The organism is Streptomyces sp. NPDC100445 (assembly GCF_044759735.1).
Lineage (GTDB): Bacteria > Actinomycetota > Actinomycetes > Streptomycetales > Streptomycetaceae > Streptomyces.
Window position 1 is genome coordinate 238996 of the sequence record NZ_JBIVZV010000003.1, and the last position, 23757, is coordinate 262752.

The 23757-nt window shown below is 73.2% G+C and carries 21 protein-coding genes; 5 read left to right on the forward strand and 16 right to left on the reverse strand.

Features of this window, described 5'->3' with window-relative positions; translation table 11 throughout:
* Positions 1–23: 23 nt before the first annotated feature.
* The 4 genes from ACIQVT_RS10075 to ACIQVT_RS10090 all read right to left on the reverse strand — a co-directional run bounded on the left by ACIQVT_RS10075 (position 24) and on the right by ACIQVT_RS10090 (position 3716).
* Complete coding sequence (locus ACIQVT_RS10075; protein WP_403750257.1) at positions 24–1121, reverse strand: PDZ domain-containing protein; 1098 nt, start codon at positions 1119–1121, stop codon at positions 24–26.
* Positions 1122–1171: 50 nt separating this feature from the next.
* Positions 1172–1345 (reverse strand): hypothetical protein, encoded by a 174-nt coding sequence (locus tag ACIQVT_RS10080; protein ID WP_403750259.1) that lies wholly within the window; start codon positions 1343–1345, stop codon positions 1172–1174.
* Positions 1346–1496: 151 nt separating this feature from the next.
* Positions 1497–1958, reverse strand: a complete 462-nt coding sequence (locus ACIQVT_RS10085) for a molybdenum cofactor biosynthesis protein MoaE (protein ID WP_403750262.1) — start codon at positions 1956–1958, stop codon at positions 1497–1499.
* 645 nt (positions 1959–2603) lie between these two features.
* Positions 2604–3716 carry an SDR family oxidoreductase gene (locus ACIQVT_RS10090; protein WP_403750264.1) on the reverse strand — a complete coding sequence of 371 codons (1113 nt, stop codon included), beginning with the start codon at positions 3714–3716 and terminating at the stop codon, positions 2604–2606.
* A gap of 189 nt (positions 3717–3905) precedes the next feature.
* Between ACIQVT_RS10090 and ACIQVT_RS10095 the strand changes: the two genes are divergently transcribed.
* On the forward strand, positions 3906–5375 hold the full coding sequence (locus ACIQVT_RS10095) for a zinc-dependent metalloprotease (protein WP_403750266.1): 1470 nt from the start codon (positions 3906–3908) through the stop codon (positions 5373–5375).
* Positions 5372–5893 (forward strand): NUDIX hydrolase, encoded by a 522-nt coding sequence (locus ACIQVT_RS10100; protein ID WP_403750269.1) that lies wholly within the window; start codon positions 5372–5374, stop codon positions 5891–5893. The genes ACIQVT_RS10095 and ACIQVT_RS10100 overlap by 4 nt, the downstream gene beginning before the upstream one ends.
* A gap of 52 nt (positions 5894–5945) precedes the next feature.
* On the opposite strand, the gene ACIQVT_RS10105 is transcribed toward ACIQVT_RS10100, so the two are convergent.
* The 4 genes from ACIQVT_RS10105 to ACIQVT_RS10120 all read right to left on the reverse strand — a co-directional run bounded on the left by ACIQVT_RS10105 (position 5946) and on the right by ACIQVT_RS10120 (position 9829).
* A complete protein-coding gene (locus ACIQVT_RS10105) occupies positions 5946–6701 on the reverse strand; it encodes an AIM24 family protein (RefSeq protein ID WP_403750272.1) in 756 nt (251 codons plus the stop codon).
* Positions 6702–6721: 20 nt separating this feature from the next.
* Entirely contained in the window at positions 6722–7402 is a 681-nt protein-coding gene (locus ACIQVT_RS10110) for an AIM24 family protein (protein WP_403750275.1), read from the reverse strand.
* A gap of 11 nt (positions 7403–7413) precedes the next feature.
* A complete protein-coding gene (locus tag ACIQVT_RS10115; RefSeq protein WP_403750277.1) occupies positions 7414–9087 on the reverse strand; it encodes a TerD family protein in 1674 nt (557 codons plus the stop codon).
* Between the two features lie 136 nt (positions 9088–9223).
* Positions 9224–9829: a M48 family metallopeptidase gene (locus tag ACIQVT_RS10120; RefSeq protein ID WP_403750279.1), complete on the reverse strand. Its 606-nt coding sequence runs from the start codon at positions 9827–9829 to the stop codon at positions 9224–9226.
* 342 nt (positions 9830–10171) lie between these two features.
* On the opposite strand from ACIQVT_RS10120, the gene ACIQVT_RS10125 reads away from it, so the two are divergent.
* On the forward strand, positions 10172–11392 hold the full coding sequence (locus ACIQVT_RS10125; protein ID WP_403750282.1) for a TOMM precursor leader peptide-binding protein: 1221 nt from the start codon (positions 10172–10174) through the stop codon (positions 11390–11392).
* Positions 11385–12758, forward strand: coding sequence for an ABC1 kinase family protein (locus tag ACIQVT_RS10130; RefSeq protein WP_403750284.1), 1374 nt, complete (start codon positions 11385–11387; stop codon positions 12756–12758). Before ACIQVT_RS10125 ends, ACIQVT_RS10130 begins: the two co-directional genes overlap by 8 nt.
* 33 nt (positions 12759–12791) lie before the next feature.
* On the opposite strand, the gene ACIQVT_RS10135 is transcribed toward ACIQVT_RS10130, so the two are convergent.
* From ACIQVT_RS10135 to ACIQVT_RS10155, 5 genes are all read right to left on the reverse strand, one after another.
* Positions 12792–13004, reverse strand: coding sequence for a hypothetical protein (locus ACIQVT_RS10135; protein ID WP_403750287.1), 213 nt, complete (start codon positions 13002–13004; stop codon positions 12792–12794).
* Between the two features lie 203 nt (positions 13005–13207).
* Complete coding sequence (locus ACIQVT_RS10140; protein ID WP_403750290.1) at positions 13208–13531, reverse strand: hypothetical protein; 324 nt, start codon at positions 13529–13531, stop codon at positions 13208–13210.
* Entirely contained in the window at positions 13528–13896 is a 369-nt protein-coding gene (locus ACIQVT_RS10145; protein ID WP_403750293.1) for a WhiB family transcriptional regulator, read from the reverse strand. The genes ACIQVT_RS10140 and ACIQVT_RS10145 overlap by 4 nt, the downstream gene beginning before the upstream one ends.
* Positions 13897–14069: 173 nt before the next feature.
* Complete coding sequence (locus ACIQVT_RS10150) at positions 14070–14393, reverse strand: hypothetical protein (RefSeq protein WP_403750296.1); 324 nt, start codon at positions 14391–14393, stop codon at positions 14070–14072.
* A 165-nt stretch (positions 14394–14558) separates the two neighbouring features.
* Positions 14559–16754: an ATP-dependent DNA helicase UvrD2 gene (locus ACIQVT_RS10155; protein WP_403750299.1), complete on the reverse strand. Its 2196-nt coding sequence runs from the start codon at positions 16752–16754 to the stop codon at positions 14559–14561.
* A gap of 313 nt (positions 16755–17067) precedes the next feature.
* On the opposite strand from ACIQVT_RS10155, the gene ACIQVT_RS10160 reads away from it, so the two are divergent.
* Entirely contained in the window at positions 17068–17310 is a 243-nt protein-coding gene (locus tag ACIQVT_RS10160) for a mycoredoxin (protein WP_356819894.1), read from the forward strand.
* 101 nt (positions 17311–17411) lie between these two features.
* Here the strand turns inward: ACIQVT_RS10160 and nudC are convergent, their stop codons facing one another.
* From nudC to ACIQVT_RS10175, 3 genes are all read right to left on the reverse strand, one after another.
* On the reverse strand, positions 17412–18356 hold the full coding sequence (gene nudC, locus ACIQVT_RS10165; RefSeq protein ID WP_403750301.1) for an NAD(+) diphosphatase: 945 nt from the start codon (positions 18354–18356) through the stop codon (positions 17412–17414).
* A gap of 154 nt (positions 18357–18510) precedes the next feature.
* Complete coding sequence (locus ACIQVT_RS10170) at positions 18511–19914, reverse strand: dipeptidase (RefSeq protein WP_403750304.1); 1404 nt, start codon at positions 19912–19914, stop codon at positions 18511–18513.
* Between the two features lie 52 nt (positions 19915–19966).
* Positions 19967–23665, reverse strand: a complete 3699-nt coding sequence (locus tag ACIQVT_RS10175) for a UvrD-helicase domain-containing protein (protein WP_403750306.1) — start codon at positions 23663–23665, stop codon at positions 19967–19969.
* Positions 23666–23757: the final 92 nt, after the last annotated feature.

Below are 23757 nucleotides of genomic sequence, written 5' to 3' on the forward strand. Positions count from 1 at the left end.
CCCCTGCCTACGGCCGGGCCCGCTCAGCCCTTGGCGGTGCACCTGGGCAGCGCGGCGGTGTCCTTGCCGCGGATGTCCTTCAGCGCCTCCAGCGCGTCCCCGATCGTCCTGACCTTCACCAGGGTGAGTCCGCCGGGGGCGTCCTTGGCGGCGGCCGCGCAGTTGTCGGCGGGCGTCAGGAAGTACCGCGCGCCCCTGTCGCGCGCGCCGACGGTCTTCATCTCGACGCCGCCGATCGGGCCGACCGTGCCGTTGTCGTCGATGGTGCCGGTGCCGGCGACGAACGTGCCGCCGGTGAGGCTCCCCGGGGTGAGCTTGTCGTAGATCCCGAGCGCGAACATCAGACCGGCGCTCGGGCCGCCGACGTCGGCGAGCTTGATGTCGATGGTGAACGGGAAGGTGTGGTCGGTCCCCGCGGAGATCCCGACGATGGCCCGCTTGGTGCCGCCGTCGGCGGACGTCGCGGTCGTGAGGGTGACGTCCCGCTTCACGTCCGCCGTCCGGTGCGCCTTCTCGGCGGCGGCCTGCTCCTTGGCGGGGACGACCGTGAAGACGACGTCCTGGCCCGGCTTGTGCTTGGTCACGAGCTTGGCGACGTCGGCCGGCTGCTTCACCGCCGTACCGTCGACCGCCTTGATCACGTCACCGGCATGCAGCCTGCCCTCCGCCGGGGAGCCCTTGACGACGGTGGAGACGATCACCCAGGACCGCACCGGGACGCCCAGCTTCTTCAGGGCGGCGACCTTGGCGCTCTCCTGGGACTGGCTGAACTCCTCGGCGTTCTCCTGGGTCGACTGCTCCTCCGTCTTGCCGTCCGGGTAGAGCGTGTCGTGCGGGACGATCTTGCTGTCGCGGGACAGCCAGCCGTGGACGGCCTCCACCAGGTTCATCCGGTAGTCGGCGCTGGTGACCCGGACGGTGGTCATGTTCAGATGACCGTCCGTCGGGTAGGTGGTGTGACCGGAGATCTGGAGCACCGGCTCGCCGTCGTGCTCTCCGAGCGTGTTCACGGTCGGGCCGGGAGACATCTCCGCGTACGGCACGGGGATGAGCACTCCCGCGCACAGGAGCGCGATCAGCATCAGGGTGGAGGCGAGCATCGTCGCGGTGCGGCGTGGCATGTCACGACAGTACGGGACAGTCCTGTCGGCGCACCGTCAGGGCACCCCTGTCAGGCCTTGCCGGCACCCGTGTGGGACCGCTCCATCGCCTCGCGGAACCGGGCGTATCCGTCCAGCTCGGGACCGTCACCGCGCGCCTTGCGCGTCCGATTGGCCCAACTGCCCCACAGGCCGCCGCCCACCGCGGCCACCAGCGGGATCAGCAGCCAGACAAGGACCGCCATGCCGACCTCCGTACGTACCCATGAGCGTCCGCAACTGACTGATCAGCAGATTAACCTTCCGCAGACACAACGCTCACGCCGGGGTGCCGGTTACGCAACCGGATGCGCCGGACGTGGCGGCGATCGGGGGACCGGCCGCCGCCGAACGGGGTCAGCAGGCGCCGACCCACTCCTCGGTGCCGTCCGAGAAACTCTGGTGCTTCCAGATCGGCACCTCGTGCTTGAGGTCGTCGATCAGTTGCCGGCACGCGTCGAAGGCCTCCGCCCGGTGCGGGCAGGCCACGGCGACGACGACGGCGAGATCCCCGACCCTGAGGTCGCCCACCCGGTGGACGGCGGCCAGCGCCCGCACGGGGTGGCCGGCGACGACCTTCTCCGCGATCCGCCGCATCTCCGCCTCCGCGGTGGGGTGGCACGAGTAGCCGAGGGCGTCCACGTCGGCGCCCCCGTCGTGGTTGCGCACGGTTCCCACGAACAGCGCGATGCCCCCGGCCGCGTCGTCCCCGACGGCCCGGAACACCTCGTCCACGGAGAGGGCGGTCTCCCGGATGCCGATCAGCCTGATGGGGTCCGGGGCGGCCTGCTCACCCGGATGGTCGTTCGTGTGCGCCATGGCCCCATCGTGCCGCACCCGTCCGGCATCGGGAAATACGAGATTCACCCGTCACGGCCACGGACGACCTTGGATGCTCCTACAGCACCGGGGAGGGACGGCCGGGGACGGGCACGGGCCGGCACAGGGACGACCGGCGGCAGGGGCAGCGGCCCGGACCTGTGCGTGGCCAGCCCGTACTCCGGTGGTAAGGACCCGCTAGCGGCGTTGCCCGGCTCACCCCGGCGCACGCCGGCCCGCCGCTGATCCCGATCGCGTGGGCGTCTCGGGCCTTGCCCCGCCGGTACGTGTATCCGGTGAGGCCGCCATGCCGGCGCCTGGGCGCCTCCAGGGCATCGGGCGCCGGGTGCACGCACCGGCGGCGCCCGGCTTCGCCCGGAGCGCCGGGCTCATCGCAGGCCGAGGGCGACCGTCCCGGGACCGTGCCCGCGCCGACGGCAGCAGGCCCGTGCCGACCGGCACGGAACCCACGTGGTCGGGCACTGCGGCCCGGACCAGGGGCAGGGACCGCCGATCGGCCCCATGCCGCGGCACCCGGCGCCGGGCACGAACCGGCGCGCGCAGGCGACTGCCGGCCGGACCACGTGCCCTGGCCGTGCCGCCCAGGTCAGGCGGCGGGGGACGCCGGCCGGAGGGGGCCGGCGTTCACACGCGGCGGCGGGCCTTGCGGGCCCGGCGTACGACCGCCGCCGCGCCGAGCAGCGCCACCGTCGCCCCCGCGGCGCCCGCGGCCGTCGCGTCCTTGCGTCCCAGGCGCCGTCCGGCCACCGTGTGCCGCCCGGACACCTCCGCCAGGAGCTCCGCGAGCACCTCCTCGTTGGTCCACCTGGGCCGCCACCCGGCGTCGTGCAGCCGGCTCCCGCTGACCACCCAGGGGTACATCGTGTACGCCAGGTCGCCCGCCGGGGACGGGGTGAGCCCGATCCGGTGCAGCCGGGCCGCCGCGCCGAGCGCGACCGCCGACGGCAGCTCCATCCGCCGGATCCCGCTCAGCTCCTCGACCTCCTCCTGCTCCAGCCACCCGTCGCAGCCGACGGCCAGCTCCCCGTCGACCTTCTCCAGGACGGCGTACTCCAGGGCGCTGCACAGGTCCTCGACGTGGCAGAACTGCCACGCGGGCCGCGACCCGGCGACGACGAGCAGCCGCGGCGACTCGAAGTACCTGGTCAGCGCGGTGTCGGTACCGCCGACGAGGACGGCCGGCCGTACCACGGTGACGTTCAGCCCCGGATGCGCGCGCGGGGCGCGCCGGGCCAGCCGCTCGATCTCCAGCAGGTCCCCGACCCCGGTCGCCTCCGCGGTGGCCCGCAGCTCGGCGTCCTCCGACAGCGGCAGCTCGTTCTCCGGCAGCGCGCCGTAGACCATCGCCGAGGTGCACAACACCACCCGGTGCACCCCGGCCGCCGCGGCGGCGGTCAGGACGGTCTGCGTCCCCCGGACGTTGTAAGCCGTGCGCGCCGCCGGATCGGTCTCCAGATCGATGTCGAGGGCGAGGTGGACCACCACGTCGGCACCGCGCAGCTTGTCCGCGACCGCGGGGTCACGGACGTCGAGGATGTGCCACTGCGCGTCGGCGCACTCGCCGCGCCGCTCGTCGATGGCGAGGACCTGTCTGATCTCCCCGGACGCGGCGAGCCGCTCGGTGAGCAGGGCACCGACCCCGCCGGCGGCGCCGGTCACCGCGACGACGGGCCCGCGCACGGCGGGAGGGGTTGAGGGGTTTCGCGCTGCGCGAACCTGCGGATCTGGGGAACTCACCGGGCGTCTCCAGCGGTTGTCTTCAGTACGGGCGCGACTGACGCGTACGTACCAGGTGCATCCATCCTGCCGCAGGCCTTCCGTGGGCCAAGCACCGAGGCCCGATCGGGTTCGGGTGTCTACGCTGGGTGGTGTCGGGCAGCCGCGCCGCCGGAGCGAAACCGGTGGCCTTACCAGCCGAGGAATCCTGTGAGTGACACCCCATTCGGTTTCGGCCTTCCGCCGGAGGAGCCGGAGGACGGCGACGAGGGCAAGAAGAAGGACCAGCAGAGCGGTGGTGGGCAGGGGCCGGGCAGTCCGTTCGGTTTCGGTGACCTGCCCGGAGCCGGCGGGTTCGGCGGCCCCGGCGCCGACAACCCGCTCGCGGCCATGTTCGGTTCCCTGAACCCCACCGACCTGGGCGCTGCCTTCCAGCAGCTGGGCCAGATGCTCTCGTACGAGGGCGGCCCGGTGAACTGGGACATGGCCAAGCAGATCGCCCGCCAGACGGTCTCCCAGGGCACGCCGGACGGCACGAAGGACGCCAGTGTGGGTCCGGCCGAGCGCCGGGCGGTCGAGGAGGCCGTCCGCCTGGCCGACCTGTGGCTGGACGACGCCACGTCGCTCCCGTCGGGTTCCGCGTCGGCGGTGGCCTGGTCGCGCGCGGAGTGGGTCGAGGCGACCCTGCCCGCCTGGAAGGAGCTGGTGGACCCGGTCGCCGAGCGGGTCGGCGCGGCCATGGGCGATGTCCTGCCGGAGGAGATGCAGGCCATGGCGGGCCCGCTGATCGGCATGATGCGCTCGATGGGCGGTGCCATGTTCGGCACGCAGATCGGGCAGGCCGTCGGTGTGCTGGCGGGCGAGGTCGTCGGTTCGACCGACATCGGCCTGCCGCTGGGGCCGTCCGGCCGGGCCGCCCTGCTCCCGGCCAACGTGGAGGCGTTCGGCAAGGACCTGGGGGTGCCGCAGGAGGAGGTGCGGCTGTATCTGGCCCTGCGGGAGGCCGCCCACCAGCGCCTGTTCGCGCACGTGCCGTGGCTGCGCTCGCACCTGTTCGGCGCGGTCGACGGTTACGCGCGCGGCATCAAGGTCGACACGGCGAAGCTGGAGGACGTGGTCGGCCAGTTCGACCCGCAGAACCCCGAGCAGCTTCAGGACGCGCTCCAGCAGGGCATGTTCCAGCCGGAGGACACGCCCGAGCAGAAGGCGGCGCTGGCCCGTCTGGAGACCGCTCTGGCGCTCGTCGAGGGCTGGGTGGACGCGGTGGTCCACGCGGCCGCGAAGCCGCGTCTGTCGTCCGCCGACGCCCTGCGCGAGACGCTGCGCCGCCGCCGGGCCACCGGTGGGCCGGCGGAGCAGACGTTCGCCACGCTGATCGGCCTGGAGCTGCGTCCGCGCCGACTGCGGGACGCCTCCCGCCTGTGGGCCTCGCTCACGGACGCGCGCGGTGTGGACGGCCGGGACGGCCTGTGGGCGCACCCGGACATGCTGCCGACCGCGACCGACCTGGACGACCCGGACGGCTTCGTCCACCGCGAGCAGCTGGACTTCTCGGAGCTGGACAAGATGCTCGGCGAGGCCGCGCACGGCGCGACGGGCGGCCCCGACCTGCGCAAGAAGGACGGTGACGCGGGGGACGGCGGCAAGGACGACGAGAGCAAGGGCGACGACGGCCGGTGAGCCTGTACGACGACGCGGTCCTCGTCCTGAAGGGGTACGAGGGCCAGCCCGAGCTGCGCCAGGCCTACCTGGACCACCTCGCGGCGCATCCGGACGGCATGTGGAAGGCCTGCCACGCGGGCCACGTCACGGCCAGCGCCCTGGTGATCGACCCCGAGCAAGGCCGGGTGCTGCTCACCCTGCACCGGAAGCTGCGGATGTGGCTCCAGATGGGCGGCCACTGCGAACCGGGTGACGCCACGCTGCGGGAAGCGGCCCTGCGGGAGGCGGCCGAGGAGTCCGGCATCGCCGGGCTGACGCCGCTGCCGGGCGGCCCGGTGCGCCTGGACCGGCACCCGATCCCCGCGCCGTGCCACTGGCACTACGACGTCCAGTACGCGGTGCTGGCCCCGCCCGGCGCGGTGCACGAGATCAGCGACGAGTCGCTCGATCTGCGCTGGTACGCCTACGACGAGGTGGCGGGTGTGGCGGACGAGTCGGTCGTACGCCTGCTGGACGCCGCCCGCGCCAGGCTCTGACGGCGGCACGGGGGTGACCGCCACGGCGGCCACCCCCGGCGCCGGCCGCGGCTCAGCTCCAGACGTTCCCCTGGTTCTGGCCGCGCGCCCCCTGCTGTCCCATGCCGAACTGGGCGGCCAGGCCCTGTCCGATCTGGGCGTTCTGCGGCGGCAGCAGCTCGCTGGGCTGCACGAGCGCGAACCCGGACCCCATGAAGCTCAGCTCCCAGCCCTCCCCCGTGCTGCCGCGCCGGCGCCACACCCCGGAGGAGTGCGTCTGCGCCTGCATCTGCACGCGCAGCCCGGTCGACCAGGCCACGATCGCGTCGGCGTCACAGTTGACGTACGTGTCGGGTGTGACCCGCATCAGCAGCGGCGCCCCCGACGTCATCAGGGCGACCTTGCCGCGTCCGGTGATGTTGAGCTGGTACTTCCCGGAGCCGGAGATGCCGTAGAGGCTGTCGACGGCGATGACCTCGTGGTGCAGCGAGGAGTCCATGGCCAGCACGTAGGAGCTGTCGACGGTCAGCCCGTCCTGCTCCACGTCCATGACGTGGACGTGCTGGGCGAGGTTGGCCAGGTAGACGGTGCCCTGCCCGTGGCAGCGCATCAGGTCCAGGCCCTCGCCGGTGAACGCCCGCGCGCGTGCCTGGCCGCCCGGCCGGTACTCGGCGTCGAACTCGACCAGGCCCTGGTAGGCGACCATGGTGCCCTTGCGGGCGAGGATGTCGTCGTGGCCCTCCATGGTGACCCGGAGCATCTGGGTGTTCTGAAGGCTCCAGCGTTCCCGCGTCTGGGAATCGTTGTGCGCGAAAAGCGGACTCTGCATGGCTTTCTCCGACTCCCCCTTCAGCCCCGGAACCGAAGCCGGTCGGTGCTGTCCTCGCTGGGCTGGACGACGACGATGCCCTGGCCGGAGAAGGCCATCTGGTAGGCCTCGCCGCTGCCACGGCCGATCAGTGACTGCGCCTTGAAGCTGCGCTTGCCCTTCACCTTCAGGTTCGGCGACCAGGCGACGAGCGCGTCCGGGTCGACGTACGTCTCGTCCTCGCCGCCGCCGCAGTCCACGACGATCGGCTTGCCACGGGAGGTCAGCGCGACCCAGCCCTGCCCGGAGATCCTGGTGTTCCACAGGCCCTGTCCGGCGAACTTGGCGAGCCCCTTCACCCGCTCGACCCCCCAGGTGAGGTGCGCGTCGAAGGCGAGGAGGTTGGTGGCGTTGACGGAGATGCCGTCGCCGTCGAGGTTGATCACGACGACGTCGGCGCCGTAGTCGGCGAGGTAGAGCAGGCCGTCGCCGGAGCACTTCATCAGCGGCGCCCCCTCACCGGTGACCCAGTCGCGGGCGATCTGGCGGACGGCCGGCGGGTTCGGCTCGTACTGGACGAAGCCCTCGTAGGCGACCATGGACCCCACGCGCGCGAGGAGGTCGTTCCCGGTCTGGAGGGCCACCTTCAGCATGTGATTGCCGTGGTTCTCCATGCGGGCGGTGACGGGTGCGGGGGCGAAGCCCGCGAGCGGCTGGTTCATGACGGGCTCCCTCAGACCTCGTACGGCTGGACGACGATGAAGTTGCCGGGGGCGCCCCGGAACTGGAGGTTGACGCTCTCGCCGGTGTCGCCCGGGTAGGCGTTGCGGCGCATCCGGACCTGGCTGGAGACGATGACCTGGGCGGCCGCCGACCAGGCGACGACGGCGTTGCAGTCGGCGAAGGTGGTGGGGGTGACCGGCAGCACCACGGGCGTGCCGTGCGTCTTGACGACGATCGTGCCGGTGCCCTGGAACTGCATGGTGAAGAGGGCACCGCCCGGGATGCCGTGGCCCTCGACGCGCCGGACCTCGTACTGGAGGCTCTCGTCGAAGGCCAGCACGTTCTCCGCCGACACGCAGATGGCGTCGCCCTGGAGCTCGACGGGGTGCAGGTGGGTGGAGTTGTCGGCGAGGAAGACCTGGCCCTGGCCGGTGCAGCGCATCAGCTGCATCTCCTGGCCGGTGGCGTTGCCGACGATCCGCCCCGCGAAACCGGCGCCCTTGTAGCCGAAGTCGACCTTGCCCTGGTAGAGCACCATGCTGCCCTGCCGGGCCAGCACGGGCTGGCCACCGATGCCGAGGTCGACGCGGATCAGCTTCTTGTTCTGCTGCGTCCAGCGCTGCCCGGTGGGCGTCTCCTTGAACGCCTGGAGGGCGGCCGTCACCCCGGCGGCGCCCCCCGGCGCGCCCTGCGGCACCCCGTAGGGCCCGCCCGGCTGGCCGGGGACCTGGCCGTAGCCGGGCGGCATGGGCGGGGCCGGCTGGCCGCCGTAGCCCGGGGGCAGCGGCGCGCCGGGCGCGCCGCCGTACGACGGCTGCTGCGGCGGCCGGCCGTAGGGCGCGGGTGCGGGGGCCGGCGGTGGGACGCTGCCCACGGCGGGCGGGGTCATCGGGGCGATGACCGTGGGCGCGCCGTGCATGTTCGGCGCGGGCGCCGGCGAGGGGGGCGGGGTGTGGCCGGGCGGCGGGGCGAAGCCCTGCGCGACGGGTGCCGGGGCGGGCTGGAAGGCCCGCGCGGGAGCGGCATGGGCGGGAGCGGCGGGGGCGCCGAACACGGGCGGGGGCGTGGTCTGGGCGGGCGGTGCGAAGCCGGGTGTCGCGCCCGGCCGCTGCTGCGGTTCGGGCTGCGGCTGCTCCGGGGCGGCGGGGGCCTCCTCCTCGGCCACCTCGCCGCCGAAGTTCTTCAGCAGCGCCTCCAGCCCGCCGTCGAAGCCCTGCCCGACAGCGGCGAACCGCCACCCGTCCTTGAAGTAGAAGTCACCGAGCATCACGGCCCGCTCGGTGGAGAACTCCGCACCGCTGAAGGAGTACCGCGCGACCTCCTCACCACCGGCCACGATCCGCAGATGACCGGGCCCGACCTGCGACATCTGTCCGGTGCCGTCGACGGTCGCCGTGAATGACAGCTTCCGGATGTGCGCGGGGACGCGGTCGAGCGTGACCCGGAACGACTCCGTGTCGCCCGCCTGGGCGCCCAGCAGCTGGACGGACTCCTCGGGGGACTTCGGCTGGTTGAAGAAGACGAAGTACCGGTCGTCGGAGAGACGCTCGTCGGCGTCCAGACCGAAGCAGCTGATGTCGAAGGACAGTCCGGGGGCGGAGATCTGCACGCCTACGTACAGATCCGTGCCCGCCGTGAGGTCACTGATCCTGGCCTTGTGGCCGCGTTGGAATTCCCTGGCCATGCGTTACGACCGTCCCCCATCCCGAATGCGAGTGCGTCGCGCCAGGCTAACGGCAAAGACCGACAACGGCTCCGGGCGGCCGTCGTCGGTACGAACCCGGTACACAACCGCGCCCCGGCCGTCCGTCCGACCGGGGTCAGGCCTCCCGCTCGTCCGGCGCGACGGGCAGGTGCGGCAGCCGTCCGGCGGCGACGACCCCTTCGAGGTAGCCCCGGGCCCGCTCGGTGCGTGGATAGGCCTCCAGCAGCCGCCAGAAGTCGGGGCCGTGCCCGGGGACCAGCAGGTGGGCCAGCTCGTGGCAGAGCACGTAGTCGATCACGTACTCCGGCATCCCCTGCAAGCGGTGCGACAGCCGGATACTGCCCTCGGCCGGGGTGCACGAACCCCAGCGCGTGTTCTGGTTGGTGACCCATCGCACAGAGGCGGGCCGGGCGCGACCGGCGAAGTACTGGGCCGACAGCCGTTCCGCGCGCTCGCCCAGCTCGGTGTCGCCCAGCACCCGCCGGCTCTCCTGAGCGGCGAGTTTGTCGAGCATGACGGTCACCCAGCGCTGCTCCTCCGCCTTGGACATCCGGGCGGGGATCAGCACGACGGTGCGATCGCCCTCGCGATACGCGGAGACGGTCCGGCGGCGCCGGGCACTCCTGCGAACCTCGATCGCGCTCGCCCCCGAGCCGCCGGGCGGCTGGCTCGTCGTGCTGCGCGGTGGCGTTCCGGCACTGTGCAGGGGGTCGGCGGACACGCCCCGACGTTACCCGGTGCGCGGGGGCAAAGTCCCGGCTCGGGGACGGCTCGCTGCCGATCCCCCTCCATGTGTTTGATTCGTACGACCGGTCGCGGGGGCCGGGTCCGTCGGCGGGCGGGCCCGGCCTCCCACCGGCGGGTTCCCGATCAGCCGGCAGGTTCCTGATCAGTACGACGAACTCCCTTCAGTACGACGAACTCGCCGGCCTGTGGACAACCCGCGTCACGGGATGCGGGGGGACGGGCATGCTGGCCGGTGTCGGCGGAGCACGACCGGTTCCGCCGGCGGGACGGGCGCCCGGGAGGTCCCGGGGCGCCACGACGGGAACGGGGGCCGGGCATGCATCCGGTGATGAAGCCCGCGCTGCGGCGCGGCTGGCGTGACCTCAACACGGTGCAGTTCGGGATGACCCCGGCGCACGCGCTGACACTGGGCCCGGTGGCCACGGCCACCGGCAGCTTCCTGGAACTGCTCGACGGCACCCGCGGCCTGCCGCTGCTGCGCGAGGAGGGTCGCCGCATGGACGTGCCGGACGACCATGTCGACGCGCTGGTGGAGCGGCTGACCCGCGCGGGCCTCGTCGACGACGCGCGCGGCGGCGGGCCGGACGCGGACGCCCTGCGGGAGCGGACGGACGTTCTCGAACGCCTGCGCCCCGATCTCGCCTCCCTGTCCCTGACCACGTCCGAACCGGGCGGCGCCCTGGCCCGGCTCGCCGCCCGGCGGGCCCGGCGGGTACAGGTACGGGGCGCCGGGCGGGTCGGCGCCCTGCTGGCCTCGGTACTGTCCGGGGCCGGCGTCGGCGAGGTCGACGTGCGGGACGTGGGACGCGTGGAGCCCTGGGACGTGGCACCGGGCGGACTGCCCGCCGACTCGCTCGGCACCCGCCGGGACGCGGCGGCGCGCAGCGCCGTCCGCCACGCGGCACCGGACCGGCCCCCGCGCCGCATCTCCTCCCCCGGTCCCGGTCCCGGCCCGGAGGAGCCCGGCCTCTCCCTGGTGATCCTCGCGCCCCGGGACGACGTCGCCGTGCACGCACCGGACCCGTTCACCGCCGAGCCGCTCATGGCCTCCGGCACCCCTCATCTGTACGCCGGTGTCGTGGAGGGCACGGGCGTCGTCGGTCCGCTCGTGCTGCCCGGCGAGTCGGCCTGCGCCCGCTGCCTGCACGAGGACCGCACGGACCGGGACCCGGTCTGGCCCCGGCTGGTCGCCCAGTGGCGCTCCGGCCGGGCCCGCCGGATCGGGGCGTGTGACCTGGCCCTGGCCACGACGGTCGCCGGCCTCGCCGCGGCACACGCCCTGGCCTTCCTCGACGGGGAGTCGCCGTCCGGCGCGGGAACCCGCTGGGAGGTCTCCGTACCCGGTCTGACCTGGCACGCCCGGCCGGTCCGGCCGCATCCCGGGTGCGGCTGCGGGGCGGCGGGGCGAGCAAAACGGGAGGACTCCTCAACCAACGAGGAGCCACGCGCGACAATGGCGGTGCAACGGCCGTCGACGAAGCACCGACGCGTGGCAGGCGCGGCGCGGCCGACTGGGACCTGGAGGGCGCATGTCTGATCTTCCCCGCAAGGCGGTCACCCGGACCGCCAAGCTCGCCGCGCTCCCGCTCGGCTTCGCCGGCCGGGCGACCTGGGGGCTGGGCAAGCGGATCGTGGGCGAGTCCGCGGAGATCGTCGGCCGTGAGCTGCAACAGCGGACGGCGGACCAGCTCTTCAAGGTGCTCGGCGAGCTGAAGGGGGGTGCCATGAAGTTCGGGCAGGCCATGTCCGTCTTCGAGTCGGCGCTGCCCGAGGAGGTCGCCGGCCCCTACCGCGCCGCCCTGACCAAGCTCCAGGAGGCCGCGCCGCCGATGCCGACCCGCACGGTGCACGCGGTGCTCCAGGAGCGGCTCGGCCCGGACTGGCGCGAGCTGTTCGAGGAGTTCGAGGACAAGCCGGCCGCCGCGGCGTCCATCGGGCAGGTGCACCGGGCCGTGTGGCACGACGGCCGCGAGGTCGCGGTCAAGGTGCAGTACCCCGGCGCCGGTGAGGCCCTGCTCTCCGACCTGGGGCAGCTGAGTCGCTTCGCCCGGCTGCTCGGTCCGCTCATCCCGGGCATGGACATCAAGCCGCTGATCGCGGAGCTCAGGGACCGTGTCTCGGAGGAACTGGACTACGGGCTGGAGGCCCAGGCCCAGAGCGCGCACGCCGAGGTGTTCGCGGACGACCCGGACGTGGTGGTCCCGGCGGTGGTGCACCAGTGCGAGCAGGTCCTGGTGACCGAGTGGATCGACGGCATCCCGCTGTCGGAGGTCATCACGGACGGCACCCCGGAGCAGCGCGACCGGGCCGGCCAGCTCCTGGCCCGCTTCCTGTTCTCCGGTCCGGCCCGCACCGGCCTGCTCCACGCCGACCCGCATCCCGGCAACTTCCGGCTGCTGCCCGGCGGCCCCGCCGGTGAGGACGACTGGCGCCTCGGGGTCCTGGACTTCGGCACGGTCGACCGGCTCCCCGGCGGTCTGCCGCTCCAGATCGGCGTCTCGCTGCGGCTCACGCTGGACGGCGACGCCGAGTCGGTCTACGAACTCCTCCGCGAGGAAGGGTTCGTGAAGGACACCATAGAGCTGGACCCGGACGCGGTACTCGACTACCTGCTGCCGATCATCGAACCGGCCCGGGTCGACGCGTTCACCTTCACCCGCTCGTGGATGCGCGGCCAGGCCGCGCGCATCGCCGACCCCCGCTCCCCGGCCTACCAGCTCGGCAAGCGGCTCAACCTGCCCCCGGCCTATCTGCTGATCCACCGGGTGACCCTGAGCACGATCGGCGTGCTGTGCCAGCTGGGCGCCACGGTGCGGCTGCGGCAGGAGCTGGAGGAGTGGCTGCCGGGCTTCGTCGCCGACGGTCCCGCCGAGGAGGAGGAGAAGCCGGCAGCGGGCGCCTGAGCCCGGCCTTCACCGGCTGCGGCGCCGACCGGGTCACCACCAGGCCGAGTCCAGCCGTCCCTCGATGGCCCGCAGGTTCTCGCGGGAACAGGCGTCGCAGAAGTACTGGCGGACGCCGTTCTCCACCGAACAGGTCCAGGTGGCCGGCTGGGCACCGGCGGACGGGGCGCCGCAGCGGGCGCACACTACAGGGCCGCGCTCGGCGACGGAGCCGCCCTGATCAGTTGCTCCGGGAAGACTCGTCATCCGGCGACGATAACGCCGCGACCTCAGCGGCGCCGGGTGGAGCGCACGGCGGGGGCCGGTCCGTTCGGCCGGACCGGCCCCCGTGGGAAGACCTCGCCTCCCGCGCCGGGGAGGCCACCGCTTCCGAGGTGTGATCGTCACCGCATGACGGTCGTCACCGCGCGACCGTCGTCACCGCATGAGCGTCGTTACCGCATGCGTCGTTACTGCATGACGGCCATGGCGAGCGCGCGGCGGGCACGCATCGAGGCGCGCTCGGCCCGGCGCTGCATCCGCCGGGCGGTGGCCAGGCGCACGGCCCGGCGTTCCTGTGCGGCGTCGTGCAGCCGCTCGTGCATATGCGCACGAGCCAGGGCTTCTTGCATGAGTTGCATCTCTCGGTTCCTGTTCTGTCGCGCTTCCGTAGCGCCGGTGGTGGTGAAGTCTGGGATCGCGGAGCCTGTGTGCTCGCTGGTGGACGGCTTCATCGGGGCCTGCTTCTTGGGGTCGTGCGTGAGGGGACGGTCGATCGTTCCTGTGATGTTCATGCTGTGACCGGGTTCTTCCGCGGACGGCCACGCGGCCGCTTCCGGGCGACGACGACCCCCTGGACGAACAGCTCGCCACCCCAGACACCCCAGGGCTCGCGCCGCTCCTTGGCGCCGGCGAGGCAGGCCTCCATCAGCGGGCAGGTGCGGCAGAGGGACTTGGCGTACTCGACGTCGGCCGGCGACTCGGCGAAGAAGACCTCCGGGTCGTAGGAACGGCAGGGAACGGGTACGCCGAGGTTCTCGATGGCGTCGTCGAGCGCGGTGAGCGTGGTGAGGGCGATCAAGGCGGGGTCCTCCGTGAGACCGGGCGGGGGGATCGTTTGCGAAGGCGGTACGGACGGGGCGTGCGTCTCGAGTTGCACGGGTGGTCTTCCTCGTCTGGTCGGTCCGGCCGGTTGACCGGGTGTCGGCTGGGTACCGGGTTCTTCCTTGTCCCGAGGCCCCTTCGCTCCGTCGTCCCCGTTCGGGGCAAACAGAAGGGCCGCGGATCCCGGGTGGGGTTCCGCGGCCCTGAAGGCGCCGGCCTGATCGACGATCAGGCTGGATCACTCCAGGGTTCTGGCCCACGGAAGGCCCACATCAGGTGGTGCTGCGTCGTCTGCTTCCGGAATCCGGCACCGGCAGCCGCGAAGGCATAGGCATGCGCCTGTGCCGTTACCGCTTCCAGTGCCTTGGCCGGTCGCTCATTGCGCTCACGGACGGGGAGTCCCGCGAGGGCGAGGGAGGACGCCGGACGGACGGCACGGATGCCGAACAGACCGGTGCCCTGGTTCGAGGCGCCGAGCATGCACGTGGAGACGGCAGAGCGATCGGTCAGTTTGGCCGTGCTGACGGTGGTGCTGAAGTTGATGGTGATCACTCGACTCGCCTCCTCTCGGCGTCTTCGGGGACTGGGGTGAACCAGCCCGTTCGGGTATGCAAGTACAGCACGGAACCGGTGCCTTCGAGAAGGCCGCGGCTTCCGTGCCTAGAACCTATGGGGATTGCCGGGGCATGTGCAAACTATTTTTGCGACGAGTTCGGATCAGTCGCACAACCCGCCCTCGCCGGGCTTCTGACCTGCGCAGATGGCCAGGACATCGGCCCCGTAACTGCGCAGCTTGCGGCTGAGGACGCCAGGGATGCGGGACAGCTCGGCGGGGCTCTCCGGGCACGCCTCGGCGATGGCCATCAGGGTCCGGTCGGTGAAGACGCAGAAGTCCGGCTGGCCACTGCGCCCGGCTTGGACGGCGCGCCACTCCCGCAACCGCTCGTAGAGCCCTTCGTCCATGTCCGACGGACAGTCCTCGCAGCGCATCAGCTTCATCTCGCCCGCTTCGGTGAGCGTGCGGCCGCAGACCCGGCAGCGGGCGGGGGTGCGCTGGGCGCGACGCGGCACCGGGGCGGCGCCACCGACGGTCCCGCGCTCGACACTGCCGCCGGCACCGGCGCCGGCGGGACCGACGGTGGCGGTGGTGCCGGGGCGCAGCCCGTCGAGGAAGCGGCTCGGTCTGCGGTGCGGGCGCCCACCGGGTGAGCGGGACAGCGACCAGGAGACGTGCAGCCGCTCCCGGGCACGGGTCACGCCGACGTAGAGGAGACGCCGTTCCTCCTCGACCTGTTCGTCGGTCCTGGCGTAGGTGATGGGGAGCATGCCCTCGGCGACGCCGACCAGGAAGACGGCGTCCCACTCCAGTCCCTTGGCGGCGTGCAGGGAGGCGAGGGTGACGCCCTGGACCGTCGGCGCGTGCTGGGCGTTCGCCCGCTCGTCCAGCTCCGCGACGAAGTCGGCGAGGCCGGCGCCCGGTCTGGCGGCGGCGAGGTCGTGGGCGAGGTTGACCAGGGCGGCCAGGGACTCCCAGCGCTCCCTGACGGCGCCGGATCCGGCCGGGGGCGTGCTGGTCCAGCCCTCGCCGGAGAGGACGGCGCGCACCTGGGAGGGCAGGTCCACGACGTCGTCGAGGAGGGCGTCGTTGCCGCCGAACCGGGCCGCGCCGCGCAGGGCGATGCCGGCCTTGCGCACCTCGGGCCGGTCGAAGAAGCGCTCGGCGCCGCGCAGCTGGTAGGGGACGCCGGCGTCGGCGAGGGCCTGCTCGTAGGTCTCGGACTGGGAGTTCGTGCGGAACAGGACGGCGATCCCGGCCGCCGGCACGCCCGCGTCGATCAGCTCGCGGATGCGGCGGGCGGCGCCCTCCGCCTCGGCGGGCTCGTCCGTGTACTCGGTGTACACGGGATCGGGGCCAGGGGGGCGCTGGGAGACGAGTTCCAGCCGGTGGTCGGCGGCACGTCCGCGGGCCTGGGCGAGCAGCCCGTTGGCGAGGCGGACCACCTGGGGCGTGGAGCGGTAGTCGCGGACCAGTTTCACCACGGTGGCGCCGGGGTGCCGGGCGCGGAAGTCGAGGAGGTGGTCGGGCGTTGCGCCCGTGAACGAGTAGATCGTCTGGCTGGCGTCGCCGACGACGCACAGGTTGTCGCGGTCGCCGAGCCACAGGTCGAGCAGGCGCTGCTGGAGGGGGCTGACGTCCTGGTACTCGTCGACGACGAAGTGCTGGTACTGCGCGCGGACCTGTTCGGCGATGTCACGCCGGTCCTGGAGGACGGCGACGGTCAGCAGCAGGACGTCCTCGAAGTCGATCAGCGAGCGGTCGCGTTTGAGGTCCTCGTAGGCCGCGTAGAGATGGGCGATCTCGGCGGGGTCGCGGGGGGCCTCGCGGCCGGCCTTGGCAGCCGCGTACGGATAGTCGGTGGGTACGGTCTGGGTGACCTTGGACCATTCGATCTCGGCGGTCACGTCCCGCAGCTCGTTGCGGTCGAGCCGGGTACCCAGGGCCGCGGCCGCGTCGGCGACGAGCTGGAGCTTGCGGTCGATGAGCCGGGGCAGGGAACCACCGATGGCTTTCGGCCAGAAGTACTGGAGCTGGCGGAGCGCGGCGGAGTGGAAGGTGCGGGCCTGGACCCCCTGGGCGCCGAGCTGGCGCAGCCGACCGCGCATCTCCCCGGCGGCGCGGTTGGTGAAGGTGACGGCGAGGACGGCGGACGGCGGCAGGATGCCGGCGCGCACCCCGTAGGCGATGCGGTGGGTGATCGCCCGGGTCTTGCCCGTGCCCGCGCCGGCCAGCACGCACACCGGCCCGTGCAGGGCGGTGGCCACCTCGCGCTGCTCGGGGTCGAGCCCTTCGAGCACCGCGTCGGCCGAGTCCGGTACCCGCGGGAAGAGGGAGGAGTGCGTTGCTGCTGTCACACCGCCATGCTGCCAGGTCGCCCGGGACGGCTGTGCCGGTTGTCCACAGGCGTGGGTGCGCGGTCGTACTTATGCTGCGGGCGTCGGCGCGGTTGTTCGGCGGCGGTGGCCTCCCGGGGGCGTGGACGGGTGTGGCGGGCTTCACGGCCGGCGGTGGGCACGCGTCGGCCGGGACGGCCGGGGAGGGGGTGGCCCACGAGTGCTGTGCTTGTATCCGTGGGGTGAGCGCGCGTACCCGGGCGGGAATGGTGGCCCGGGCCGGTGCGTTCTACCACCCGAGGAACTTTCCCGAGCTGCCTGAGGAGCGCGAGACATGCAGGGCACTGTGACGATGTACAGCACGACGTGGTGCGGTTACTGCCGGCGGCTGAAGAGCCAGATGGACCGCGAGGGCATCGCGTACAGCGAGATCAACATCGAGCAGGACCCCGAGTCCGCCGCCTTCGTGGAGAAGGCGAACGGTGGCAACCAGACGGTGCCGACCGTGCTCTTCGCGGACGGCAGCACGCTGACCAACCCGTCGCTGGCCCAGGTGAAGCAGAAGCTCGCCGCGTGAGGTTCCGCACCGCCGCGCGGTGACGCACGACGTCCGACAGGGCGGCCCCGATCGCTCCGGGCCGCCCTGTCGTGTGTGCTCCCCCGGCGGAGCCGTGCAGCTCAGACGAAAGCGCGCGTCGGCAGGGGCTTGCCGTACCACATCTCGATCAGGCGGGCCGCGATCGAGATGCCGTAGGGCGGCGAGACCTCGCCCGACTCGAAGGCCGCGTGCAGCTCCTCGCGGGAGAACCAGCGGGCCTCGTGGATCTCCTCCCCGTCGACGTCGATCTCGGTGGACGTGGCGCGGGCCATGAAGCCGAGCATGAGACTGGACGGGAACGGCCAGGGCTGGCTGGCGACATACTCGACCGGACCGACGGTGATGCCGGCTTCCTCGGACACCTCCCGGCGCACTGCCTGCTCGATCGACTCCCCCGGCTCGACGAACCCGGCGAGCGTGGAGAAGCGGCCTTCGGGCCAGTGGACCTGGCGGCCGAGGAGGATGCGGTCGTCCTCGTCGGTCACGGCCATGATCACGGCCGGGTCGGTGCGCGGGTAGTGCTCCGCGCCGCAGGCCTGGCAGCGCCGGATGTGGCCGGCGGCGGCGATGACCGTGCGCTCGCCGCAGCGGGAGCAGAAGCGGTGGGTGCGCTGCCAGTTCTCCAGGCCGACCGCGTGCACCATGAGCCCGGCGTCCCGCGCCGACAGCAGCAGGCCGGCCTCGCGCAGGCCCGCGGGGCGCGCGGACTGGTCGATGCGGCCGGGCAGCGTGTCCTTCTGGAGGGCGAAGTAGCTGACGCCCTCCTCGTCGATGCCCAGGAAGTAGCGGTGCGCCTCGGTGAGCGGTGCCTCGAAAGAGGGCGTCATGACGAGTTCGGTCAGGCCGTCCGGGGTCTCGTCGATGAGCACCTGGCCGCCGGAGACCACGAAGCACCGGGTCGTGGGGTGGCTCCACGCCGCCGCGAGCCAGGCCTCGTCCAGCCGGTGGTGGGCGGCGCGGTCGATGCCGCTCGGGGCGGTCAGCGAGATGGGTCGGTCGGCTGTGTGGTCGGTCCAGGTGGTCACGGGTGGTTCCACTCCCCCAGAGCAGCGGTTCGTTCGGCGGGCGGTTCGGCGGGACGTAGGGCGGCAGGGCACCGGGCCGGGCGGTTCGGGGCGGTTCGGGGCGGTTCTTCCAGTGTGCCCCGCGCGCGGTGCGCCGCCGTGCGGCCCCGGCCGGTCAGGGTGCGGGACGCCAGTTCTCGGCCAGGTCACCCCACAGGTAGGCGCTGGTCTCGACGCCTTTGAGGAGGAGGTCCAGCTCCACCTTCTCGTTGGGGGCGTGCCAGCCGTCGGACGGGACGGAGATGCCCAGGAAGAGCACGGGGGCGCCGAGGACCTCCTGGAGGTCGGCGGCGGGCCCGGAGCCGCCCTCGCGGGTGAAGCGGACCGGTTGCTGGAAGGCGCGGCCCATCGCGCGGGCCAGGGACCGCAGCGCGGGGTGGTCGAGCGGGGTCAGGCACGGGCGGGTGGCCGAGCCGAACTCGATCTCGCACCGGATCCCGGCGGGCACCTGTTCGGCGGCCCACTCCCGGACGGCCTTCTCGACATGGCCCGGGTTCTGGCCCGCGACCAGCCGGAAGGACAGCTTCACCATGGCGGTGGACGGGATGATCGTCTTGCTGCCGGGGCCCTGGTAGCCGCCGCCGATGCCGTTGACCTCCGCGGTCGGGCGGGCCCAGATGCGCTCCAGGGTGGTGTGGCCGGCCTCGCCGTGGGCGGCGTGGGACCTGGCGGTGCGCAGCCAGCGGTCCTCGTCGAAGGGCAGCTCGGCGAAGAGTTCCCGCTCGCGGTCGGTCAGCTCCACCAAGCCGTCGTAGAAGCCGGGTATCGCCACGCGCGCGTGCTCGTCGTGGAGGGCGGCGACCAGGCGGGCGGCGGCGGTGGCCGGGTTGGGTACGGCGCCGCCGAAGGAACCGGAGTGGATGTCCTGGTCCGGGCCGTACAGCCGGATCTCGCACTCGGCGAGGCCGCGCATGCCGGTGCACACGGTCGGGGTGTCCTCGGACCACATGCCGGTGTCGGAGACGATCACGGCGTCGGCGGCGAGCCGCCCGGCCCGTTCCTCCACCAGGGCGCGGAAGTGCGGGGAGCCGGACTCCTCCTCGCCCTCGACCAGCAGTTTGAGGTGGACGGCGGGGACGGTGCGGCCGGTCGCGGCGAGGTGGGCGCGGACGCCGAGCGTGTGGAAGAACACCTGGCCCTTGTCGTCGGCCGCCCCGCGCGCGTAGAGGCGGTTCCCGCGGACGACCGGCTCGAAGGGGTCACTGTCCCAGCCGTCCTCGCGGGCCGCGGGCTGCACGTCGTGATGGCCGTAGACGAGGACCGTGGGCGCACCGGGGTCGTCCGATGGCCATTCGGCGAAGACGGCCGGGGCGCCCGGCGTCGGCCAGACCTCGACGGTCGGGAAGCCGGTCCGGGTGAGCTGGGCGGCGAGCCAGTCGGCGCTGCGCCGTACGTCGGGCGCGTGATCGGGCTGGGCCGACACGGAGGGGATCCGCAGCCATGCGGTGAGGTCGTCGAGGAAGGCTGCGCGCTGCTGCTCGATGTACGTGCGGACGGCGCTGTCCGGGGTCTGGCTCATGCTCACGAGCCTATCCGCCCACACCGACATCGTCGGCGGGGGTTCGTCACACTCAGCTCCCCCGTGGTGTGCTCTCCGTCTCCCCGGTGAGCAGCCGTTCCAGCGCGGCCCGGTCCGGCAGGCCCTCGGGGCGTACGACCTCGCCGCCGCGCACGTAGAGGAAGGCGGCGGTGACGGACTCGGGCGGCACGCCCTGCTGCTCGGCCCAGGCGATCCGGTAGACGGCGAGCTGGAGCGGATCGGCGCCATGGGTGCGGCCGGTCTTCCAGTCCACGATCTCGTACGTCGTCCGGTCGCCGTCGCCGTTCCGGTAGACGGCGTCGATGCGGCCCCGCACGACACGACCGGCCAGGGTGAGTTGGAAGGGGGCCTCGACGCGGTACGGGGTGCGCCGGGCGTACTCGGTGCGTTCGAAGGCTTCCTTCAGGGCTTCGAGGTCGCGTTCGTCGGCGATCTCGGCGTCGCCGCCGGGCAGCTCCTCCGGCTCCAGCAGGGGCAGGGTGAGTTCCTCGAAGCGGGCTTCCACCCAGGCGTGGAACCGGGTGCCCCGGCGCGCGGCCGGTTGCGGGGGGCGCGGCATGGGGCGCGCGAGTTCCTGTGCGAGCCGGTCGGGGTCCTCGGCGAGCCGCAGCAGCTGGGTCGCGGTGAGGGTGGCGGGGAGCGGGACGTCGGTGACGGCCTGCCGGGCGCGCAGGAGCTCCCCGGTGAGCGCGTCGAGGTCGCGGTCCCAGGAGGCGACGGTGCGGGCCTCCTCGGGCGTGAGGGCCTCCCCGCGCGGTGACTCGCGGCGGGGTGGGTCCTGCGGGGCGGACGCCTGGCGCGGAACGGCCGGCCGCGCACCGCTCCGAGGGAACCGCCCGGGGACGGCTTCCCCGGGGGCGGCCGCTCCCTGGGGGACAGTTTCGTCGTACGGGGGTTCCTCGTCGTACGGGGGTTCCTCGTCGTACGGGGGTTCCTCGTCGTACGGGGGTTCCTCGTCGTACGGGGGTTCCTCGGCGTACGGGGGTTCCTCGGCGTACGGGGGTTCCTCGGCGTACGGGGGTTCCTCGTCGTACGGGGGTTCCTCGGCGTACGGCGGCTCGTCGGCGTACGGCGGCTCGTCGGCGTAGGGCCACCGGTCGTACGGCGGCTCCTCGGCGCCGGGGTCGTCGCCGTGCGGGTCGGCCGGTGGGGCGGGCCAGTCCGCGTCGTCGGCGCCGGCGGGGTCGTGGCGGGGCGGTCCGCCGTTCCCGGGGTCGGCGGCCAGGGCGTCCAGGTGGGCGAGGACGGTCTCGGCGGCGGCACGGCGGCGGGCCAGGGCGCCGGCGTCGAGCGGGAGCGGCCACACCTGGTCGGCGGTGGCCGTGTGCAGGGCCGGGTTCTCCTCGTCCTCGGCGGGCTCGTCCGCCCACGCCTCGATCTCGCCGTGCCCGGCGGCGCAGTGGTCGTACAACGCGCGGAGGAAGTCGGACGGGCCGCGTGGCTTCTTCTGGCTGGGGCCCCACCAGTGGCCGGAACCGAGCAGGAGGGACCGGGGGCGGGTGAAGGTGACGTAGCCGAGGCGCAGTTCCTCGGTGTGCTGGTGCTCCTTCATGGCCTCGTGGAAGGCCTTCATGCTCCGGGAGTCCCAGGTGTCGATGTCGGGCAGGGTGTCGCGGTCGCCGCGCAGGGCGTGCGGGAGCACCTTGGCCTGGGCGGTCCACTTCTCGCGGCCCTGGGCGCTGGGGAAGGTGCCGGTGACCAGCCCGGGGACGGCCACGACGTCCCATTCCAGGCCCTTGGACTTGTGCGCGGTGAGCACCTTGACGGTGTTCTCGCCGCCGGGCAGGGCGTTGTCGAGGCCCTTCTCGTACTGGGCGGCGGTGCGCAGGAAGCCCAGGAAGGCCAGGAGGGTGGCCTCACCGTCACCGGCGGCGAAGGAGGCGGCGACGTCGAGGAAGTTGGACAGGGTCTCGCGGCGGCGGGCGGCCAGCGCGTGCGGGGACGCGGACAGCTCCACCTCCAGACCGGTGACGGCCAGCACCCGGTGCAGGACGTCCATCAGCGGGTCGGACAGCGAGCGGCGCAGGTCGCGCAGTTCCGTGGCCAGGCGGGCGAAGCGCACGCGGGCGTCCGGCGAGAACGGCAGCCCGTCGTCGGCGCCCTCGCCGAAGGACCCGGCCGACGGGGTCTCCAGGAAGGTGTCCAGGGCGTCGGCGAGCGATATCACCTCGGCCGGGTCGATGCCTTCCACGGCGGCGGCGAGCCGGCGGTCCGGGTCGTCGGTGCCGTCCACGCGCGCGTGGGCGACCAGCAGGCGGGCGCGGCGGCCCAGCAGGGCCAGGTCGCGGGGGCCGATGCGCCAGCGCGGGCCGGTCAGCAGGCGCACCAGGGAGGCGTTGGCGCCGGGGTCCTGGAGGACCTCGCAGACGGCGACGAGGTCGGCGATCTCGGGCAGGTGCAGCAGCCCGGACAGCCCGACCACCTCGACGGGGATGTCACGGGCGACCAGGGCGCCCTGTATCTCCGCGAAGTCGGTCGCGGTCCGGCACAGCACGGCGATCTCGCCGGGGGGCGTGCCGGTGCGGACCAGGTGGGCGAGCGAGTCGGCGATCCAGTCGATCTCCTCGGCGTGCGTGGGCAGCAGGGCGCAGCGGACCGTCCCGTCGTACTCGGCGCCGGGGGCCGGGCGCAGGGCCTCCACGCCCGCGTGCAGGGCGCGCAGCGGCTCGGCGAGCCCGTTGGCGAGGTCGAGGAGGCGCCCGCCGCTGCGGCGGTTCTCGCTGAGCGCCTGCCGGGTGGCGGGCCGCCCGTCGGCGTGCGGGAAGTGTTCGGGGAAGTCGTCGAGGTTGGCGACGGAGGCGCCGCGCCAGCCGTAGATGGCCTGGCAGGGGTCGCCGACCGCGGTCACCGGGTGGCCGGTGCCGCCGCCGAAGAGACCGGCCAGCAGGACGCGCTGGGCGACCGAGGTGTCCTGGTACTCGTCCAGGAGCACGACGCGGAACTCCTCGCGCAGCAGGCGGCCGACCTCGGGGATGCCTGCGAGGCGGGCGGAGAGGGCGATCTGGTCGCCGAAGTCGAGCAGGTCGCGCTCGCGCTTGGCGGCCCGGTAGCGCCTCACGAGGTCGGCGAGTTCCCGGCGGGCCGCGGCCGTCTCCGGGACCTTGCGCAGGTCTGCGTTGGTGAGCTTGGCGCCGTCCAGGGCGCGCAGCAGGTCGGCGTCCCAGGCGCGGGCCTCCTCCGGGTCGACGAGGTGTTCGGCGAGTTCGGAGTCGAGGTTGAGCAAGTCGCTGACCAGGTCGGCGAAGGACCGGGTCAGCGCCGGATAGGGGCCGGGGGCCTCGCGGAGCACGCGCGCGGCGAGCTGGTAGCGGGTGGCGTCGGCGAGGAGGCGGGAGGTGGGCTCCAGGCCGATGCGCAGGCCGTGATCGGTGAGCAGGCGCCCCGCGAAGGCGTGGTACGTCGAGATGGCCGGCTCGCCGGGCGGGTTGTCCGGGTCGATGACGTCCGGGTCGGTGACGCCGGCCGCGATCAGCGCCTTGCGGACGCGTTCGGCCAGCTCGCCGGCGGCCTTGTTGGTGAAGGTCAGGCCGAGGACCTGTTCCGGGGCGACCTGCCCGGTGCCGACCAGCCAGACGACGCGGGCCGCCATCACGGTGGTCTTCCCGGAACCGGCGCCGGCCACGATCACCTGCGGGGCAGGTGGCGCGGTGACGCAGGCCATCTGCTCCGGGGTGAAGGGGATGCCGAGGAGCTGCTTGAGCTGCTCGGGGTCGGTGATACGGGCCGGCATGTCGAAAGAGGCTAGCGGCGGCCACTGACAGTCGGGGACGAAACGGCCGCCGGCGGCGGGAAACCGCAGGTCAGCGCACGGAGTGCGGTGCG

What these genes read in the sequence shown, in the direction of transcription:
- ACIQVT_RS10075 (WP_403750257.1), bottom strand. Translation starts at nt 1,121, where the DNA reads ATGCCACGCCGCACCGCGACGATGCTCGCCTCCACCCTGATGCTGATC.
- ACIQVT_RS10080 (WP_403750259.1), bottom strand. Translation starts at nt 1,345, where the DNA reads ATGGCGGTCCTTGTCTGGCTGCTGATCCCGCTGGTGGCCGCGGTGGGC.
- ACIQVT_RS10085 (WP_403750262.1), bottom strand. Translation starts at nt 1,958, where the DNA reads ATGGCGCACACGAACGACCATCCGGGTGAGCAGGCCGCCCCGGACCCC.
- ACIQVT_RS10105 (WP_403750272.1), bottom strand. Translation starts at nt 6,701, where the DNA reads ATGCAGAGTCCGCTTTTCGCGCACAACGATTCCCAGACGCGGGAACGC.
- ACIQVT_RS10110 (WP_403750275.1), bottom strand. Translation starts at nt 7,402, where the DNA reads ATGAACCAGCCGCTCGCGGGCTTCGCCCCCGCACCCGTCACCGCCCGC.
- ACIQVT_RS10115 (WP_403750277.1), bottom strand. Translation starts at nt 9,087, where the DNA reads ATGGCCAGGGAATTCCAACGCGGCCACAAGGCCAGGATCAGTGACCTC.
- ACIQVT_RS10125 (WP_403750282.1), top strand. Translation starts at nt 10,172, where the DNA reads ATGCATCCGGTGATGAAGCCCGCGCTGCGGCGCGGCTGGCGTGACCTC.
- ACIQVT_RS10130 (WP_403750284.1), top strand. Translation starts at nt 11,385, where the DNA reads ATGTCTGATCTTCCCCGCAAGGCGGTCACCCGGACCGCCAAGCTCGCC.
- ACIQVT_RS10135 (WP_403750287.1), bottom strand. Translation starts at nt 13,004, where the DNA reads ATGACGAGTCTTCCCGGAGCAACTGATCAGGGCGGCTCCGTCGCCGAG.
- ACIQVT_RS10140 (WP_403750290.1), bottom strand. Translation starts at nt 13,531, where the DNA reads ATGAACATCACAGGAACGATCGACCGTCCCCTCACGCACGACCCCAAG.
- ACIQVT_RS10160 (WP_356819894.1), top strand. Translation starts at nt 17,068, where the DNA reads ATGCAGGGCACTGTGACGATGTACAGCACGACGTGGTGCGGTTACTGC.
- ACIQVT_RS10170 (WP_403750304.1), bottom strand. Translation starts at nt 19,914, where the DNA reads ATGAGCCAGACCCCGGACAGCGCCGTCCGCACGTACATCGAGCAGCAG.
- ACIQVT_RS10175 (WP_403750306.1), bottom strand. Translation starts at nt 23,665, where the DNA reads ATGCCGGCCCGTATCACCGACCCCGAGCAGCTCAAGCAGCTCCTCGGC.